This is a genomic window from Nonomuraea sp. NPDC050783 (assembly GCF_040802095.1).
Lineage (GTDB): Bacteria > Actinomycetota > Actinomycetes > Streptosporangiales > Streptosporangiaceae > Nonomuraea.
The window spans coordinates 697872-711404 of sequence record NZ_JBFAHK010000001.1 but is presented as its reverse complement, the minus strand read 5'-3'; the positions used below and the strand labels follow the sequence as shown (position 1 = coordinate 711404).

Here is a 13533-nt window from a genome sequence, read left to right as displayed (position 1 = left end):
TCGCCCTGAGCGGTACGGTCCCCATCAGGGGAAACATGAAGAAGATCACCGCTGTAGCAGGACTCGTGGTGGTGACCGCATTGGGGGGTCCCGCCGCCGCGGGTGACGGCGTTCCGCCGCGCGAGGTCGGCAAGGAACAGTACCGGACCCTGGTCTCCCAGTGCCGTTACGCCGACACGGCCAAGGCGCGGGCACGATGCCGCACGGAGGTCAAGGAGCTGTACCGGATCGGCAGGACCGACACCTCGCTCGACTGCCGCACCTACTCCGGCGTCACTGTCTGCGGCACGCTCACGCTCAGCAGGTCCGAGCGCCGGTGCGCCCAGGACTCCACCGACAGGGGCGTGTCGTTCCGGCGCGCCGAGGTGGAGTGCTACACGCTGTCATGATCGTCGTCGGGGTGGACGGCTCGCGCGCCGGGCTGGAGACCGCCGCCTGGGCGGGGGCCGAGGCCGCGCTGCGCGGCACGCCGCTCACCGTGGCCCACGCCGTCGCCTCCTGGGTGTGCGAGAACAACGGCGGCCACTACACCGAGGTGCGCCGGTGGCTGCGCGAGGGCGCCAGGACCGTGCTCGCGGCGGCCGAGGACCGGGTGCGCAGGGGGCATCCGGGCGTCGAGGTGACCGCCGTGCTGCTGCCCGGCGATCCCCGTACCGCGCTGATCGAGGCCGCCGAGGACGCCGAGCTGCTGGTCGTGGGCAGTCACGGGGTCGGCGGGGTGCGCGGGCTGCTGATCGGGTCGGTGGCGCACGGGGTGGCCGCGCACGCCCGTACCGACGTCGTCCTGGTGCACGAGCGGCCCGAGGCGTCGCGCGGCGAGGTGGTGGCCGGCGTCGACGGCTCCGCCGAGGGGCTGCGGGTGCTGGACTTCGCCCTGGCCGAGGCCGGGGCGCGGGGCGTCCGGCTCCGGGCGGTGCAGGCGTGGGCCTGGCCGCACCCCGTCGGCTTCGGCCCGGCCGACCGCGACGGCGAGCAGGACGTGCTGCGCGAGCTGCGCACCCTGCTGGCCGGGCGGCGCGGGCGGCATCCGGACGTCGAGGTGGTGGCGGAGGTCGTCCACGGCCATCCCGTCGAGGTGCTCAAGGAGGCCGCCGCGGGAGCGGACCTGCTCGTGGTCGGCACCCGCGGGCACGGCCGGCTCGCCGGGATGATCATCGGCTCGGTCAGCCAGGCCCTGCTCCATCACGCCCCGTGCCCGCTCGCCGTGGTCCGCCGGTGAAAGTTACATGCTCCGGCGCCACGTCACCGCAGGTCGCGACTCCTTGACCGGTTAGCCGCTTTCCGCCGTACGGCCGCGCTCCTACCATCGGCGCCAGGCTACGACGGGAGAGCGGACGATGCGGAAGACCAGCGGTGCGCTGGCGGCGTTCCTGGCCCTGGCCGCGGTGGTGATGTTCCTGAACACCGTGCCGGCCAGTGCAGCCGCCATCAGGATCATGCCCTTGGGCGACTCGATCACCGGCTCCCCGGGCTGCTGGCGGGCCCTGCTCTGGAACCGGTTGCAGAGCACCGGCTACACCGACATCGACTTCGTCGGCACGCTGCCGCCGCAGGGATGCGGGGTCGCCCACGACGGCGACAACGAGGGCCACGGCGGCTACCTGGCCACGAACGTGGCGAACCAGAACCTCCTGCCCGGCTGGCTCTCCGCCACCAGGCCCGACGTCGTCATGATGCACTTCGGCACCAACGACGTGTGGAGCAACCTCGCGCCGGCGACGATCCTCGGGGCGTACACGACGCTGGTGAACCAGATGCGGGCCAGCAACCCCGCCATGAAGATCCTCGTCGCCAAGATCATCCCGATGAACCCGTCAAGCTGCGCCGAATGCGCCCAGCGCGTGGTGAACCTCAACAACGCCATCCCCGCCTGGGCCGCCTCCACCACGACCGCGCAGTCCCCGATCACGGTGGTCGACCAGTGGACGGGCTTCAGCACGGCCACCGACACCTACGACGGGGTCCACCCGAACGCCTCGGGCGACCAGAAGATGTCCGACAAGTGGTACCCGGCGGTGGTGAGCGCGCTGTCCGGCATCACCCCGACGCCGACCGTGACCCCCACCGTGACCCCCACTGTCACGCCGACCGTCACCCCGACCGGCGGGGGCGGTTGCACGGCCACCTACAAGAACACCGGCCAGTGGCAGGGCGGCTTCCAGGGCGAGGTCACGGTCAGGAACACCGGCACCGCGCCGGTGACCGGCTGGACGGTGCGCTGGAGGTTCGCCGACGGCCAGCAGGTCACCCAGATCTGGGGCGGCACGCTGAGCGCGAGCGGCGCGGACGTGACCGTGCGCAACGCGAGCTGGAACGGCTCCCTGGCGCCCGGCGCGACCACCACGTTCGGCTTCCTGGCCTCATGGAACGGCGCCAACACCGCCCCGGCCCCTAGCTGCTCGTGACGATCCCGGCCACCCGGGGCTCGGCGACGCGCACGTAGTCCTCGGTGGCCAGGGCCAGCGAGCGGTCGAGCCGGGCCGCGTTGAAGTACAGCTCGGGCTGCTCCAGCAGCGACGGGTCGACGACGAGTTCGAGCCGCGGGTCGTAGCTGAACGGCAGCACGGTGCCGCTGACGCTGCCGGCCAGTTCCTCGGCCTTGTCCTTGGCGGCGAAGGCGGCGTACGTGCCGCCCAGCAGCTCCTTGACCGCCTGGAGGTCGAGCCGGGCGTCGCCGGGGACGACGGCCAGCACGTGCCGGGTCTGCTTCTTGCCGATCTTGACCATGACGACGAGGCACTTGGCCGCCTGCGCGACGTCGTTCCCGCGCAACGCGCTGACCAGGTCCGTCCGGCCCTCGGGGGCGTGCTCCAGCACCCGGTAACGCGCTCCGGCGGCGTCCAGGTCGCCGATCAGCCGGTCGTAGAGGGAGGTGGGGGCGGCGATCGCCCCCGCGTCGTTACCAGTCACCGGCCAGCAGCTCCTTCGCCTCGGCGATCCGTTCCTCGTCACGCTGGTAGAAGACCCATTGCTTGATCTTCCTGCCGCGGATCAGCCCGGCCTTGGCCAGCACCTTGAGGTGCTCGCCGCAGGTCGGCTGGCTCACGCCGAGCTTGTCGGCGATGAAGAGCGAGCAGACGCCGTCGCGTACGAGGTCGCCGTCCCGCTGCGGCGGGAAGTGGCGCTCGGGGTCGCGCAGCCACTCCAGGACGAGCAGCCGCTTGTCGTTGGCCAGCGCCTTGACCAGATCCACGTCCAGCACCAAGGCATTATGGCAATTAGCTAATTACCTTGTCCAGCCGGCCGGCCTCCGGCTCGCTCACGAGGTGGCCTTGACCACGGGCGGCCCCTCGCTGGCCTGCACCAGCACGAACCCCTGCCCCCTGAACGCCAGTTGCACGGCCTCCCCGCTCCCTCGCCCGATGAGCGCCCCCATCTTGATGGTCCGGTTGACCCCGACCTCCAGCCGCGTGCTCCAGCACACCGCCGACTGCGCGTCCGCGAACGTCGGCATGCGCGCCGCGTCGAGCAGCACCGGCGTGCCGTGCGTGGTCACCGCCACCCAGCCGGTCCCGGTCACGGTCGTGTTGAACAGCCCGCCGGCCGCCACCCCGGCCCCCTGCACCCGCCGGATGTCCCAGCCGAGCTGCGGCTGGAAGGCCAGCAGGTTGCGCCCGTTGACCGTCAGCCCCTCGTTCTCCAGGTAGAACAGGTGGATGTCGTCGGCGTTGTCCGCGAGGTAGAGCAGCCCCTCCCCGCGTACCCGCATGAGCGGCGCCCCCTCGCCCGTGACGGCCTTCTTCAGCAGCTTGCCGAGCCCGCCGCCCTCGTAGTCGAAGTCCATCCGCCCCTGGAACGCCACCATGGACCCCTGCTTGGCCAGCACCTCGGAGGGCAGCTCCACCCGCAACATCTTGCCGTTCTGCAGGACGAACCCGCCCGGCAGCCCCTGACCGTCGAGATCGCCGAACACCGAACTACGCACGCCTCACCCTTCCGCCACCGCGAACCGTCGCCGCCAGCGTACGGAACAACCGCCGCCCCCGCGCACCCCGCCGGACCCAGCCCACCGGCCCGCCGACCGGCCGGCGATCAGGGCCTGGCCGCCAGGTCCCGGACGACCTGGATCAACTCCGCCGGATCGAACGGCTTGGTGAGGTAGGCGTCCACCCCGATGCCCAGCCCCCGCCGCCGGTCGTCGTCCTGTGCCCGAGCCGTGATCAGCACCACCCTGATGTGGCTGGTGTCCTCATCCGTCCGCAGCTTCTCCGCCGTGGTCCACCCGTCCAGGCACGGCATCATCACATCGAGCGTGATGACATCCGGCCGGACCTCCCGCACCCGGTCGAGGCAGTCCTGCCCGTCGGTCGCGGTCTCCACCTCGAACCCCTCCAGGTTGAGGTTGACCGCGATGAGCTGCCGGATGACCTCGTCATCATCCACGACCAGTACTTTCCCAAGAACCTCACCCACGGCCGCCAAGCTAACTCCTGCCAGGCCCGCCACGCGGGGTTTTCGCGGTATGTGTTCGCCGAGCGTTATGTGGTGCCGACCACCCTCAAGATACTGATAGCCTTGTCACTCGTTGAGCCCCCTTAGCTCAGGGGATAGAGCACCGGCCTCCGGAGCCGGGTGCGTAGGTTCGAATCCTACAGGGGGCACTTCAAAAGAAGGGAACCGTCTTCGGTTCCCTTCTTCGCGTTGGAACCGTCCTCACGGATCGCGTACGAGCGGGAGCGACGCCTCCGGCCGGGCCGAGGTGGACGCGCGGCCGTGCGGCCACCAGTTGAGCGGCCCGGCCAGGCGCATGAGGGACGGCACCAGCACCGCCCTGATCACGGTGGCGTCCACCAGCACGGCCACGGCCATGCCGACGCCCAGCATCTGCACGAACGTCACCCGCGCGCTCGCGTAGGCGGCGAAGCTCAGCGCCAGGATGCCGCCGGCCGCGGTGATCAGTGGCGCGCCCCGCTGGAGGCCGGCGGCCACTGCCCGCCCGGTGTCGCCGGTGCGGTCGTACTCCTCCTTGATCCGCGACAGCAGGAACACCTCGTAGTCCATGGACAGGCCGTAGGCGACGCACAGCATGAGGATCGGGATGCTCGGGTCGAGCGTGCCGGTCGGGGTGAAGCCGAGCAGCCCTGACAGGTGGCCGTCCTGGAAGATCCAGACCAGCGCGCCGGCCATGACGCCGAGGCTGAGCAGGTTCAGCAGGGTCGCCTTGACCGGCAGCAGGACGCTGCGCGTCATGAGGAGCAGCACGGCGGACGTCACGGCCAGCATGAGCGCCAGCACCAGCGGCAGCCGGTCCACGACCGAGGCGCGGTAGTCCGCCAGCTCGGCGGGGTAGCCGCCGACCAGGACGGGGAAGGGCGGCGGCACGGCGCGCACCGCTTCGACCAGCCGCACCGGGTCGTCGGCCAGGGCGGCCGCGGACGGCACCACCGACAGCCAGGTGCCCTCGCCGCGGAAGCGGGCCGGGTCGCCGTCGCCGACGCGCCGTCCGGCGGCGTACGAGCCGGCGGCCGAGTCGACCTGCGCCACTCCGGGCACCAGGGACAGGCGCGCGGCGTAGGGGGCCGGGTCGGCGGTGACCGGGCCGCGCGAGACGAGCTGGACGGCGTCGGTCTCCTCGGCGGGGAACGCCCGGCGGATGACGTCCTGGGTCTGCCGCGAGGACGCCTCGGGCGGCAGGATCCGGTCGTCGGCCACGCCGAAGCGCAGCCCGAGGAACGGCGAGGCGAGCACGAGCAGCAGCGCGGCGGCCAGCCCGCCGGTCAGCAGCGGCCGGCGCATCACGCCTACGGCCACCGCGTGCCAGAGCCCGTCCGCGCGCGGCGGTTCGGCACGCTTCGGCAGCAGCGTCCCGCCGGCGGCACGCTTCGGCAGCAGCGTCCCGCCGGCGGCGGCGAGCACGGCGGGCAGGACCAGCACCGCCGCGACCAGCCCGCCGATCACCACGGCGATGCCCGCCCAGGCGAACGAGCGCAGGAAGTCGAACGGCAGCGCGAACAGCACCGCGAGGGACGTGGCCACGGTCAGCCCGCTGAACAGCACCGTCCGCCCGGCGTGCTCGACCGCGCCCGCGACGGCCGCCGCCCGGTCCGCGCCCGCCGCGCTCTCCTCGCGGAAGCGCTGGACGACGAACAGGCAGTAATCGATCCCGAGGCCGAGCCCCATGGCGAGGGTGAGGTTCAGGGCGAAGGTGGAGATCTCGGTGACGGCCAGCGCGGCGTTCAGCAGCGCCAGCCCGATCACCATGGCGAGCACCCCGGCCAGGATCGGCACCAGGGCCGCCATCACGCGCCGCAGGTAGAGCCAGAGCAGCGCGAAGGCCAGCGGGAAGATGACCAGCTCGGCCCGGACGAAGTCCTGCCTGGCCAGCGGGACGGTCTCGCGGAAGACCTCCTCCCCTCCTCCGGCCCGCACGTCCAGCAGGTCGGTGCCGGCGGTGACCCGCGGGACCAGCCTGGGCAGCACCACGCCCCTGACGTGGTCGGCGTCGCCGGGGATGCGGGCCACGACGAGCGCGTGCCTGCCGTCGCCGCTGCGCAGGGTCGCGGGCCGGCCGCGGGTCCAGTAGGAGGCGGCCTCGGCGACGCCGGGCTCCCGCGCGACCTCGGCGGTGAGCGCGCGGCCCGCCGCCTCGGCGGCCGGGTCGTCCACGGCGCCGCGCCGGACGGTGACCAGGAGGACCAGGTCGGGGCTGCCGGTGCCGAACCGCGCCGCCAGCTCCGCCCGCGCCCGGTCGGACTCCGAGCCCGGCGCCTCGAACCTGGCCAGCGACAGCCGCGGCACCGCGCCCGCGGCCAGCACGCCGGCGACCACGAAGCCGAGCAGCGCCAGCGCGAGGACGGCCCTGCTGTGACGGGCCAGGAAGAAGCCGAGCCTGCGCAGGGGAGGGCCGGGCTCGCGAAAAGTCGGTAGACTACTCGTGTTTTTCATCGGATCAGAAATACAAGTGAATGCTCGTATTTGTCAACGAGGTGACTCATGGCTGACCGCACGGTCCGCCGGCAGGCGCGCGGCCTGAAGCGGATGGCGGAGATCCTCGACGCCGCCGAACTCGTCATCGCCGAGGTCGGCTACCCCGACCTCACCACCAACCAGGTGGCCGCCCGGGCGGGCATGTCGCCGGGCTCGCTGTATCAGTTCTTCCGCAACAAGCAGGAGATCCTGGACGGGCTGGTGTCCCGCTACACCGACGACCGGCAGGAGTTCTGGGCCGCCCGGCTGGCCGCGGTCACGCCGGACGTGCCGCTGCAGACGCTGGTCGGGCAGCTCGTGGACGAGAGCGTGCGGTTCAAGGGCGAGTCGCCCGCGTACTGGTCGCTGCTGTACGGCAGCGCCACCGGCGACCAGTTCGCCGCCGCCGCGGCGCGGCTGCACGACGACCTCGCCCGGCAGCTCGCGGGCATGCTGCGCCGCCGCTCCCCCGGGCTGCCGGAGGAGCGGGCGCTGATGATGGGGACCATGGCGCTGGCCATGGTGAAGGCCGTGCTGCCGATGGCCGCCGCGGCCGGGCCCGAGCGGGGCGCCGAACTCGTCGCCGAGCTCAAGCACGCCCTCGTGCGTTACCTCGCCTAGTTCCCGGACGGAGCGGGCCGCGTACCTCGAAGGCGCGGCCCCCGGCGTGCCGCTCCAGGCGCAGGACGGTGCTGGAGCTCGCCGCAGCAGCAGCGCTCAGAGCCGCAGCCCGGCGTCCTGGGCCGTGACGAGCGGTCCGTGGCACGCGCAGCCGTGGCCGGCGGGTTGCGCCGTCGGCACCGGCTTTGCCGCCGCCCGCTCGACGTCGGCGAGCAGCGCCGCCCGCGCCTGAGCCGCGATGTAGCGTCCACGCGTGACGACGGCGTTGACGCGTCTGGTGTTGCGTATGTCGGTGAGAGGGTTCGCGTCGAGCACGACCATGTCCGCCGCCTTGCCGCGCGTCAGAGTGCCGCGCTCGTGGGCGACGCCCAACGCGCGTGCGGGTTCGACGGTGGCCGCCTGGAGGGCCTCCATCGAGGAGAAGCCGGCCTTGGTGAGCCAGACCAGCTCGTCGTGCAGCGCGAAGCCCGCGGCGACATAGGCCGTGCCGGTGTCGGTGCCCGCCAGCACGGGTACACCGGCCTCCTTGAGGGCCCCGACCAGCTCGATCCGCCGCCAGAACAGCTCCTTGCGCTGGGCGGTCTCCTCCGGTGTACGCCCGCGGAGGTACACTTCCGCGGCGACGTAGTCCCACATCTGCATCCCCTCCGACGCAGGCAGGTACTTGACCTGGTCGGCGGGAGGTCGCGCCTCGGCCGGGGTGTCGAGGCCGCGGTACATGGTGATCGTGGGCGTCTGCCACGTCCCGTTCCTGGCCAGTTGCTCGAAAAGCCTGGCGGCCTTGTCGCGGTCGTGGACGGCCGCCGCCTTCCACTCGATCGCGTGGAGCCGGCGGAACCAGTCGTTGTAGTAGGGCGCGTCCAGCCGGACCCTGGCGACGGCCCTGCGCAGCTCGCGTTCCTGCCGCGCGGTGGCCAGGAACAGGCCGTACATGTGCTCGAAGGTCCGCATGCCCAGGTCGCTGGCCTCCCTGGCGTCGAACAGGTCAGGGACGTGCCCGGCGAAGGGCAACCCTTGACGGCGCGCTTCGGCGGCGATGACCCGGAACAGGCCGGCGGGCAGCCGCGAGTACACCTTGACCAGATCCGCCCCTTCGGCCTTGGCCGCCCGCACCGCCTGCCGGGCCTCCTTCTCGCTGGTCACGCTGAGGTGCGGCTGGGGAAGGCCGTCCCAGAGCGAAGGAGCGCCGTCGACGATCCGGCTGGAGATCGTCCAGCGGGGCCCGACCAGCCGGCCCCCCTCGATGCTCCGGCGGAGGTGGTGGTGCCAGGGGCTGCCGTTCATCTCGCGGACCGTCGTGATGCCGTTGGCCACCAGGAGGGCGGGATAGACGTCCTCGCGGGGGGCGATGTGGAGGTGCATGTCGCACAGGCCGGGGATGACGTACTTCCCGGGCAGGGGGATCACGTGGGCGCCGTGCGGCACGCCGATGGCGTCTTTCCTTCCCACCGCCAGGAGCCGGTCGCCTTTGATGAGTACGGTCATGTTGTGCTGTGCGCGGGCTCCCGTCCCGTCGATCACCGTCACTCCGGTCAGCGCGGTGACCGGTTGAGCGTCAGAGGCGGATGCCGAAGTGGCGGACGTCGTGACCGGAAGGGCGAACGCCCCCAGCGTGGCACCGATCATTTGGCGTCGTGACAGGTTCATCGAAATCGTTCCCGCTGCTTTCTCGTCGCTTTCCCGCCGCAAAGGTCAGGCCAATGGCCACGACCCTAGGCCGCGTCGTTTTCCCTGGTCAGTAAGGCCATCGGGCCAATCGTGGTAAGGACAGCCCTACCAGGGGCCACGCCTTCGCCGCGCGGCGACGAATGGCACGGATCAGAGGGTTCCTGGCGGTTTCTCTATTGTTCACCGCCCTTCCGGCCGCGATCATTATCGGGTGCCTTCTCGTTTCGGCACACCGCCACCACAGCCGGGCTCCCCGGCTTCCCCGCCGGGGAGCCCGGCTGCGCGGACGAAGGAAACGTCAGCAGGGACACCTTCCGTGGCCGCGAGCGACAACCGCGGAGGAACCACTCGGCCGCGGCTCAGGGGCGAAGGCGGGTTTCCAGGCCGTCCAGGATGCGCTCGATGCCGTAGGTGAAGGACTCCTCTCGGAGTTGTCCCGGGTCCTTGCCCTGTACCGCGGACTGGCTCTCGCGCAGTAGCGGGTGGTCCCGCAGGGCGTGCTCGGCGGCCGGGCGCAGGTGCTCCAGCAGGTCCTGTTCGCTCTGGCCGCTTCGGGCGAGCATCGCCAGGTAGGCGGCCTCGCTGGTGGTCATGCCGATGACGTAGGCGATGAGCAGGTTCATCGCCTGGTCGGCCTCGTCGGCGGCGAAGCCCGCCGTCCGGAGCAGGGCGAGCAGGCGCTCCGACTGCCGCGTCAGGTTGGGCCCCAGGTGGGCGAGGCCGACCTGCCCGAACACGGAGACGGCCCAGGGGTGCCGCAGCACGATCGAGCGCAGGCTGCGAGCGGCCTCGGTGACGGCGGCCCGCCAACGCGCGGGGTCGCCGGCGTCGGGCACCCGCATCTCGCCGTAGATCTGGTCCACGACCAGCTCGATCAGCTCGTCCTTGTTGGCGACGTGCCGGTAGAGGGAGGTCGCTCCGGCGCCGAGCCGGGTGCCGAGGCTGCGCATGCTCAGGGCGTCGATGCCCTCGGCGTCCAGGAGCCGGATGGCCTCGGACACGATCCGGTCGCGGCTGAGTGCCGGCTGCTCCCGCTTGGCGCGCGGGCGGGCCCACACCGAAGGGACGGGCGGCTGCTGGTCGGCTGGCATGCGGGTCTCCTCGTCGTTCCCGGGTCATCCTAGCGCGCTTGCGTACACCGATCTGACATGCGTACAGTGTTCGCATCAAGCGCACGGCGTACACACAGAGGAGAAGCGCCATGATGGATCTCGCTCGTTGGCAGGCACGTCTCGACGAGCTGCGCGCCGCCCACCACGTGCCCGGTGCGTCCCTGGCCGTGCTGGCCGACGGGGAGGTGCACGAGCTGGTGAGCGGCGTCCTGCACCGGGGCACCGGAGTCGCGGTGACCCCCGGTGCCGTCTTCCACTCGGGATCGGTAGCCAAGGTCTACACCGCCACGCTGGTGATGCGGCTGGTGGACGAGGGCAGGCTGGAGCTGGACGCGCGGGTGGCGGACGTGCTTCCGGAGTTCGCCACCCCCGACCTCGAGGCCACGAAGACGATCACCGTGCGGCAGTTGTTGTCCCACACCGGCGGGGTCACCAACGACTTCAACCACGACTCGGGCCGCGGCGACGACTGCCTGGCCAGGTACGTCGAGGCGGCCCGGGAAGTGGCACTCGACTGCCCGCCCGGCACCGCCGTCTCCTACGGCGGCCTCGGCTACGTGGTGCTGGGCCGGGTCATCGAGGTGATCACCGGGCTGACCTGGGACCAGGCGCTGAAGGACCTGCTGTTCACCCCGTTGGGGCTGGAGCGCTCGATGACACTCCCGGAGGAGGCCCTGCGCTTCCCCGTGGCGATGAGCCACCTGGGCGAGCCCGGCCAGGACCCGGACCCGGCTCCCGTCTGGGACGCGATGCCCCGCTCGGCCGGCCCGGCGGGACGGGTGCTGGTCTCCGCCGGAGACATGGCGCGTTTCGCCCGGATGCACCTCGAAGGCGGCCAGGGCGTGTTGTCATCGCGGGCCGTGGCGGCGATGCAGCGCCGCGAGGTGGACGTACCGGACAAGTGGACCGTCAGCGCCGACGGCTGGGGCCTCGGCTGGACGCTGTACGACTGGGACGGCGTCCCCGGCTACGGCCACGACGGCGCCGCCATCGGCCAGTACGCCTACCTGCGCGTCGTCCCGCACGCGGGCGTGGCCGTGGCCCTGATGACCAACGGCGGCAGCGCCCGCCTGCTGTACGCCGACCTGTTCCGCGACCTCCTCCGCGAGCTGGCCGGCGTCACCATGCCGCCTCCCTTCGGCCCGCCCGCCGAGCCCCCGGTCGTGGACCTCGCGCCGCTGCTGGGCACGTACGGCCGGGAGGGCGTCCGCATCACGGTCACGCGCGGCGCCGGCGGGAACGCGCACATGCGCTACGCGTTCGTCGACGGCATGAAGGACCTCTCCCCTCCCCTGGAGATGGAGCTCACCCCCGTGTCGCCGGGGGTGTTCGCCGCCTCCGGCGCCGGGCCCTCCTTCAGCGAGGACTACATGCCCGTCGTCTTCGCCACCCTGCCCGGCGGCACTCCCTGCGTGTACGTCGGCATGCGCGCCACCCCCAGGCACAGCTGAGCCGGCGCGGGCCGGCGGCTCACCCGGACGCCTCCCGCCCGGCCCGCTGGGAGCGCTGCTTCAGCTCCGCCTCGTACACGTGCCGCCGCCCGCCCGTGAGCCGGTCGCGCACCTCGCCCTCCAGCTCGCGGAAGGCCGCGTAGTAGCCGTCGTCGTACTCCTCGACGATCTGGAACGTCCAGCGGCCGGCCTTCTCCGGCAGCTTCGCCGCCTGGTCGTCGGCGCCTTCGGGGCGGCGGTGGTCATGATCGGGTGAGTAAAGCATGGCCCCCGGCGTTACCCATGCGCGATCAAAGGATGCGCGGGCCCGTCCAGCCCTCCGGCACGTGCCCGAGCCGGACCCGTTGCGGGTGGTCGCCGACCGGGACCGACACCAGCTTCTGGCCGGTCGCGAAGTCGATCGCGGTCACCCGGTCGGCGCCGCTCTCGGAGATCACGCAGGCCCGGCCGTCGCCGCTGACCGTGGCCCAGTACGGCTTGCTCGCCGGCACCAGCGGCCCCGGCCGCAACGTCGCCCGGTCCACGACGGTGACGTAGTCGTCCATCGTCCCGGCGACGCACAGCTTGTCGCCGGTGGGCTTCATGGACAGGCCGTGGTGGCGGGAGTCGTTGACCCAGGTGGTGCGGTCCTCGCTGGTGGCGGGGTTCTTGGGCAGCGTGCCGATCCGGGTGATCCGGTCGGCGGCCACGTCGTACTCGACGACGCCGTTGAAGAACGAGACCTGGAAGTACAGCGTGCTCTCGTCGGGCGTGAAGACGGCGGGCCGGACGGCGTCCGACAGGTCCGCGCGGCCGAAGGCGTCGAGCCGGTCGCGCATGTCGATGGTCCTGACGACCCGGTAGGTGGAGGCGTCGGCGACGGTGATGTGCCGGTCGCCCTTCAGCCAGTCCTGGGACGGGGCGTCGAAGTCGTTGTCGACCTCGCCGATCGACATGTTCCACAGCAGGGCGCCGCCGCCGGTGAAGACGTTCTCGTGCGGCTTGTCGCCCGCGCGGAACGAGCCGAGCTGCCTGCCGGTGCGGATGTCCAGGACGTGCACGGTGTTGGAGGTGGACGCCGACACCGCCACCCTGGTGCCGTCGGGCGAGACGGCCATGTGGTCGGCCCGGTACCCGGAGACGGGGAAGCGCCACCGGAGCGCGCCGGTGGCCAGGTCGATCGACACCACGTCGGCGAAGCTGGGGCGCGAGACGACCACGGCCGTGCCGTCCGGCGTGGAGTACATGTCGTCCACGAGCTGGTCGTGGCCCTCGCCAGGCCCCTGGCGGATGCCCAGGAAGTAGACGAGCTTGATGGGGTTGGTGTAGATCTCGGCCAGGCGCTGGACCTTGTCGGGGACGACGTTGATCCGGGCGATCCTGGCGAGGTCCCCGCCGGATCCGATCACATCGGCGGTGCCGTCCCAGTTGTTGCCCACGAACAGCACCTCGCGCAGGGCGGTGGTGGTGGCGCCCGCGGGTGCGGCGCAGCAGGCGGTCATCACGGCTGCCGCCACGATGCCGTTCCGCAACGACGACCCGCATCGACGTGCACGAGCCAGAGCGTGCATGTTCCTTCTCCAGAGGGAGCCGGAAGGGGGGTGCGGGGCGCGCTGGGCGCGCCCCGGGGACGCGGCGTGGCGGTCCCGGGGAGCCGCCACGCGCGTACGAGGACGCGGTGTCTGGCATGGCCGGCCGAAGGTCTGAATATGCAGATATTCAGAGTTTGACTGGATAGTAGGCACGTGTGGCGCCCACCACAAGACCCGATGCGAGAAACTTTCCGTGACACCCAG

The 13533-nt window shown here is 71.9% G+C and carries 14 protein-coding genes and 1 tRNA gene; 6 read left to right on the top strand and 9 right to left on the bottom strand.

Features of this window, described 5'->3' with window-relative positions; all coding sequences use genetic code 11:
• The first annotated feature begins 35 nt into the window (after window positions 1-35).
• The 3 genes from AB0H75_RS03290 to AB0H75_RS03280 all read left to right on the top strand — a co-directional run bounded on the left by AB0H75_RS03290 (window position 36) and on the right by AB0H75_RS03280 (window position 2405).
• Window positions 36-389 carry a hypothetical protein gene (locus AB0H75_RS03290; RefSeq protein ID WP_367789478.1) on the top strand — a complete coding sequence of 118 codons (354 nt, stop codon included), beginning with the start codon at window positions 36-38 and terminating at the stop codon, window positions 387-389.
• A complete protein-coding gene (locus AB0H75_RS03285) occupies window positions 386-1219 on the top strand; it encodes a universal stress protein (RefSeq protein WP_367789474.1) in 834 nt (277 codons plus the stop codon). The genes AB0H75_RS03290 and AB0H75_RS03285 overlap by 4 nt, the downstream gene beginning before the upstream one ends.
• 118 nt (window positions 1220-1337) lie before the next feature.
• A complete protein-coding gene (locus AB0H75_RS03280) occupies window positions 1338-2405 on the top strand; it encodes a cellulose binding domain-containing protein (RefSeq protein ID WP_367789471.1) in 1068 nt (355 codons plus the stop codon).
• Here AB0H75_RS03280 and AB0H75_RS03275 read toward each other — a convergent pair.
• From AB0H75_RS03275 to AB0H75_RS03260, 4 genes are all read right to left on the bottom strand, one after another.
• The gene (locus AB0H75_RS03275; RefSeq protein WP_367789468.1) at window positions 2392-2910 is read right to left on the bottom strand and encodes a YbaK/prolyl-tRNA synthetase associated domain-containing protein; all 519 of its coding nucleotides are present in this window, start codon (window positions 2908-2910) and stop codon (window positions 2392-2394) included. The genes AB0H75_RS03280 and AB0H75_RS03275 overlap by 14 nt on opposite strands.
• Window positions 2900-3202, bottom strand: coding sequence for an ArsR/SmtB family transcription factor (locus AB0H75_RS03270; protein WP_367789465.1), 303 nt, complete (start codon window positions 3200-3202; stop codon window positions 2900-2902). The genes AB0H75_RS03275 and AB0H75_RS03270 overlap by 11 nt, the downstream gene beginning before the upstream one ends.
• Before the next feature lie 57 nt (window positions 3203-3259).
• The gene (locus tag AB0H75_RS03265) at window positions 3260-3925 is read right to left on the bottom strand and encodes an AIM24 family protein (protein WP_367789462.1); all 666 of its coding nucleotides are present in this window, start codon (window positions 3923-3925) and stop codon (window positions 3260-3262) included.
• A gap of 107 nt (window positions 3926-4032) precedes the next feature.
• Window positions 4033-4413, bottom strand: a complete 381-nt coding sequence (locus tag AB0H75_RS03260) for a response regulator transcription factor (RefSeq protein WP_367789459.1) — start codon at window positions 4411-4413, stop codon at window positions 4033-4035.
• 116 nt (window positions 4414-4529) lie between these two features.
• On the opposite strand from AB0H75_RS03260, the gene AB0H75_RS03255 reads away from it, so the two are divergent.
• Window positions 4530-4601: transfer RNA gene (locus AB0H75_RS03255), tRNA-Arg, on the top strand.
• 52 nt (window positions 4602-4653) lie between these two features.
• On the opposite strand, the gene AB0H75_RS03250 is transcribed toward AB0H75_RS03255, so the two are convergent.
• Window positions 4654-6885, bottom strand: a complete 2232-nt coding sequence (locus AB0H75_RS03250) for an MMPL family transporter (protein WP_367789456.1) — start codon at window positions 6883-6885, stop codon at window positions 4654-4656.
• Between the two features lie 48 nt (window positions 6886-6933).
• On the opposite strand from AB0H75_RS03250, the gene AB0H75_RS03245 reads away from it, so the two are divergent.
• Complete coding sequence (locus AB0H75_RS03245) at window positions 6934-7527, top strand: TetR/AcrR family transcriptional regulator (protein WP_367789453.1); 594 nt, start codon at window positions 6934-6936, stop codon at window positions 7525-7527.
• A 96-nt stretch (window positions 7528-7623) separates the two neighbouring features.
• Here AB0H75_RS03245 and AB0H75_RS03240 read toward each other — a convergent pair whose 3' ends face one another.
• Entirely contained in the window at window positions 7624-9012 is a 1389-nt protein-coding gene (locus tag AB0H75_RS03240; protein ID WP_367789450.1) for an amidohydrolase family protein, read from the bottom strand.
• A gap of 542 nt (window positions 9013-9554) precedes the next feature.
• Entirely contained in the window at window positions 9555-10286 is a 732-nt protein-coding gene (locus AB0H75_RS03235) for a TetR/AcrR family transcriptional regulator (RefSeq protein WP_367789447.1), read from the bottom strand.
• 110 nt (window positions 10287-10396) lie between these two features.
• On the opposite strand from AB0H75_RS03235, the gene AB0H75_RS03230 reads away from it, so the two are divergent.
• Window positions 10397-11758 carry a serine hydrolase domain-containing protein gene (locus AB0H75_RS03230; RefSeq protein ID WP_367789444.1) on the top strand — a complete coding sequence of 454 codons (1362 nt, stop codon included), beginning with the start codon at window positions 10397-10399 and terminating at the stop codon, window positions 11756-11758.
• A gap of 19 nt (window positions 11759-11777) precedes the next feature.
• Here AB0H75_RS03230 and AB0H75_RS03225 read toward each other — a convergent pair whose 3' ends face one another.
• Both AB0H75_RS03225 and AB0H75_RS03220 read right to left on the bottom strand, forming a co-directional pair.
• The gene (locus AB0H75_RS03225; protein ID WP_367789441.1) at window positions 11778-12023 is read right to left on the bottom strand and encodes a hypothetical protein; all 246 of its coding nucleotides are present in this window, start codon (window positions 12021-12023) and stop codon (window positions 11778-11780) included.
• 25 nt (window positions 12024-12048) lie between these two features.
• Window positions 12049-13254 (bottom strand): YncE family protein, encoded by a 1206-nt coding sequence (locus AB0H75_RS03220; protein ID WP_367789438.1) that lies wholly within the window; start codon window positions 13252-13254, stop codon window positions 12049-12051.
• Window positions 13255-13533 lie beyond the last annotated feature (279 nt).

Excerpts from the sequence above, each read along its gene's own strand:
- AB0H75_RS03290 (WP_367789478.1), top strand. The coding sequence starts at position 36 with ATGAAGAAGATCACCGCTGTAGCAGGACTCGTGGTGGTGACCGCATTG.
- AB0H75_RS03285 (WP_367789474.1), top strand. The coding sequence starts at position 386 with ATGATCGTCGTCGGGGTGGACGGCTCGCGCGCCGGGCTGGAGACCGCC.
- AB0H75_RS03280 (WP_367789471.1), top strand. The coding sequence starts at position 1,338 with ATGCGGAAGACCAGCGGTGCGCTGGCGGCGTTCCTGGCCCTGGCCGCG.
- AB0H75_RS03250 (WP_367789456.1), bottom strand. The coding sequence starts at position 6,885 with ATGAAAAACACGAGTAGTCTACCGACTTTTCGCGAGCCCGGCCCTCCC.
- AB0H75_RS03245 (WP_367789453.1), top strand. The coding sequence starts at position 6,934 with ATGGCTGACCGCACGGTCCGCCGGCAGGCGCGCGGCCTGAAGCGGATG.
- AB0H75_RS03240 (WP_367789450.1), bottom strand. The coding sequence starts at position 9,012 with ATGACCGTACTCATCAAAGGCGACCGGCTCCTGGCGGTGGGAAGGAAA.
- AB0H75_RS03235 (WP_367789447.1), bottom strand. The coding sequence starts at position 10,286 with ATGCCAGCCGACCAGCAGCCGCCCGTCCCTTCGGTGTGGGCCCGCCCG.
- AB0H75_RS03230 (WP_367789444.1), top strand. The coding sequence starts at position 10,397 with ATGATGGATCTCGCTCGTTGGCAGGCACGTCTCGACGAGCTGCGCGCC.
- AB0H75_RS03225 (WP_367789441.1), bottom strand. The coding sequence starts at position 12,023 with ATGCTTTACTCACCCGATCATGACCACCGCCGCCCCGAAGGCGCCGAC.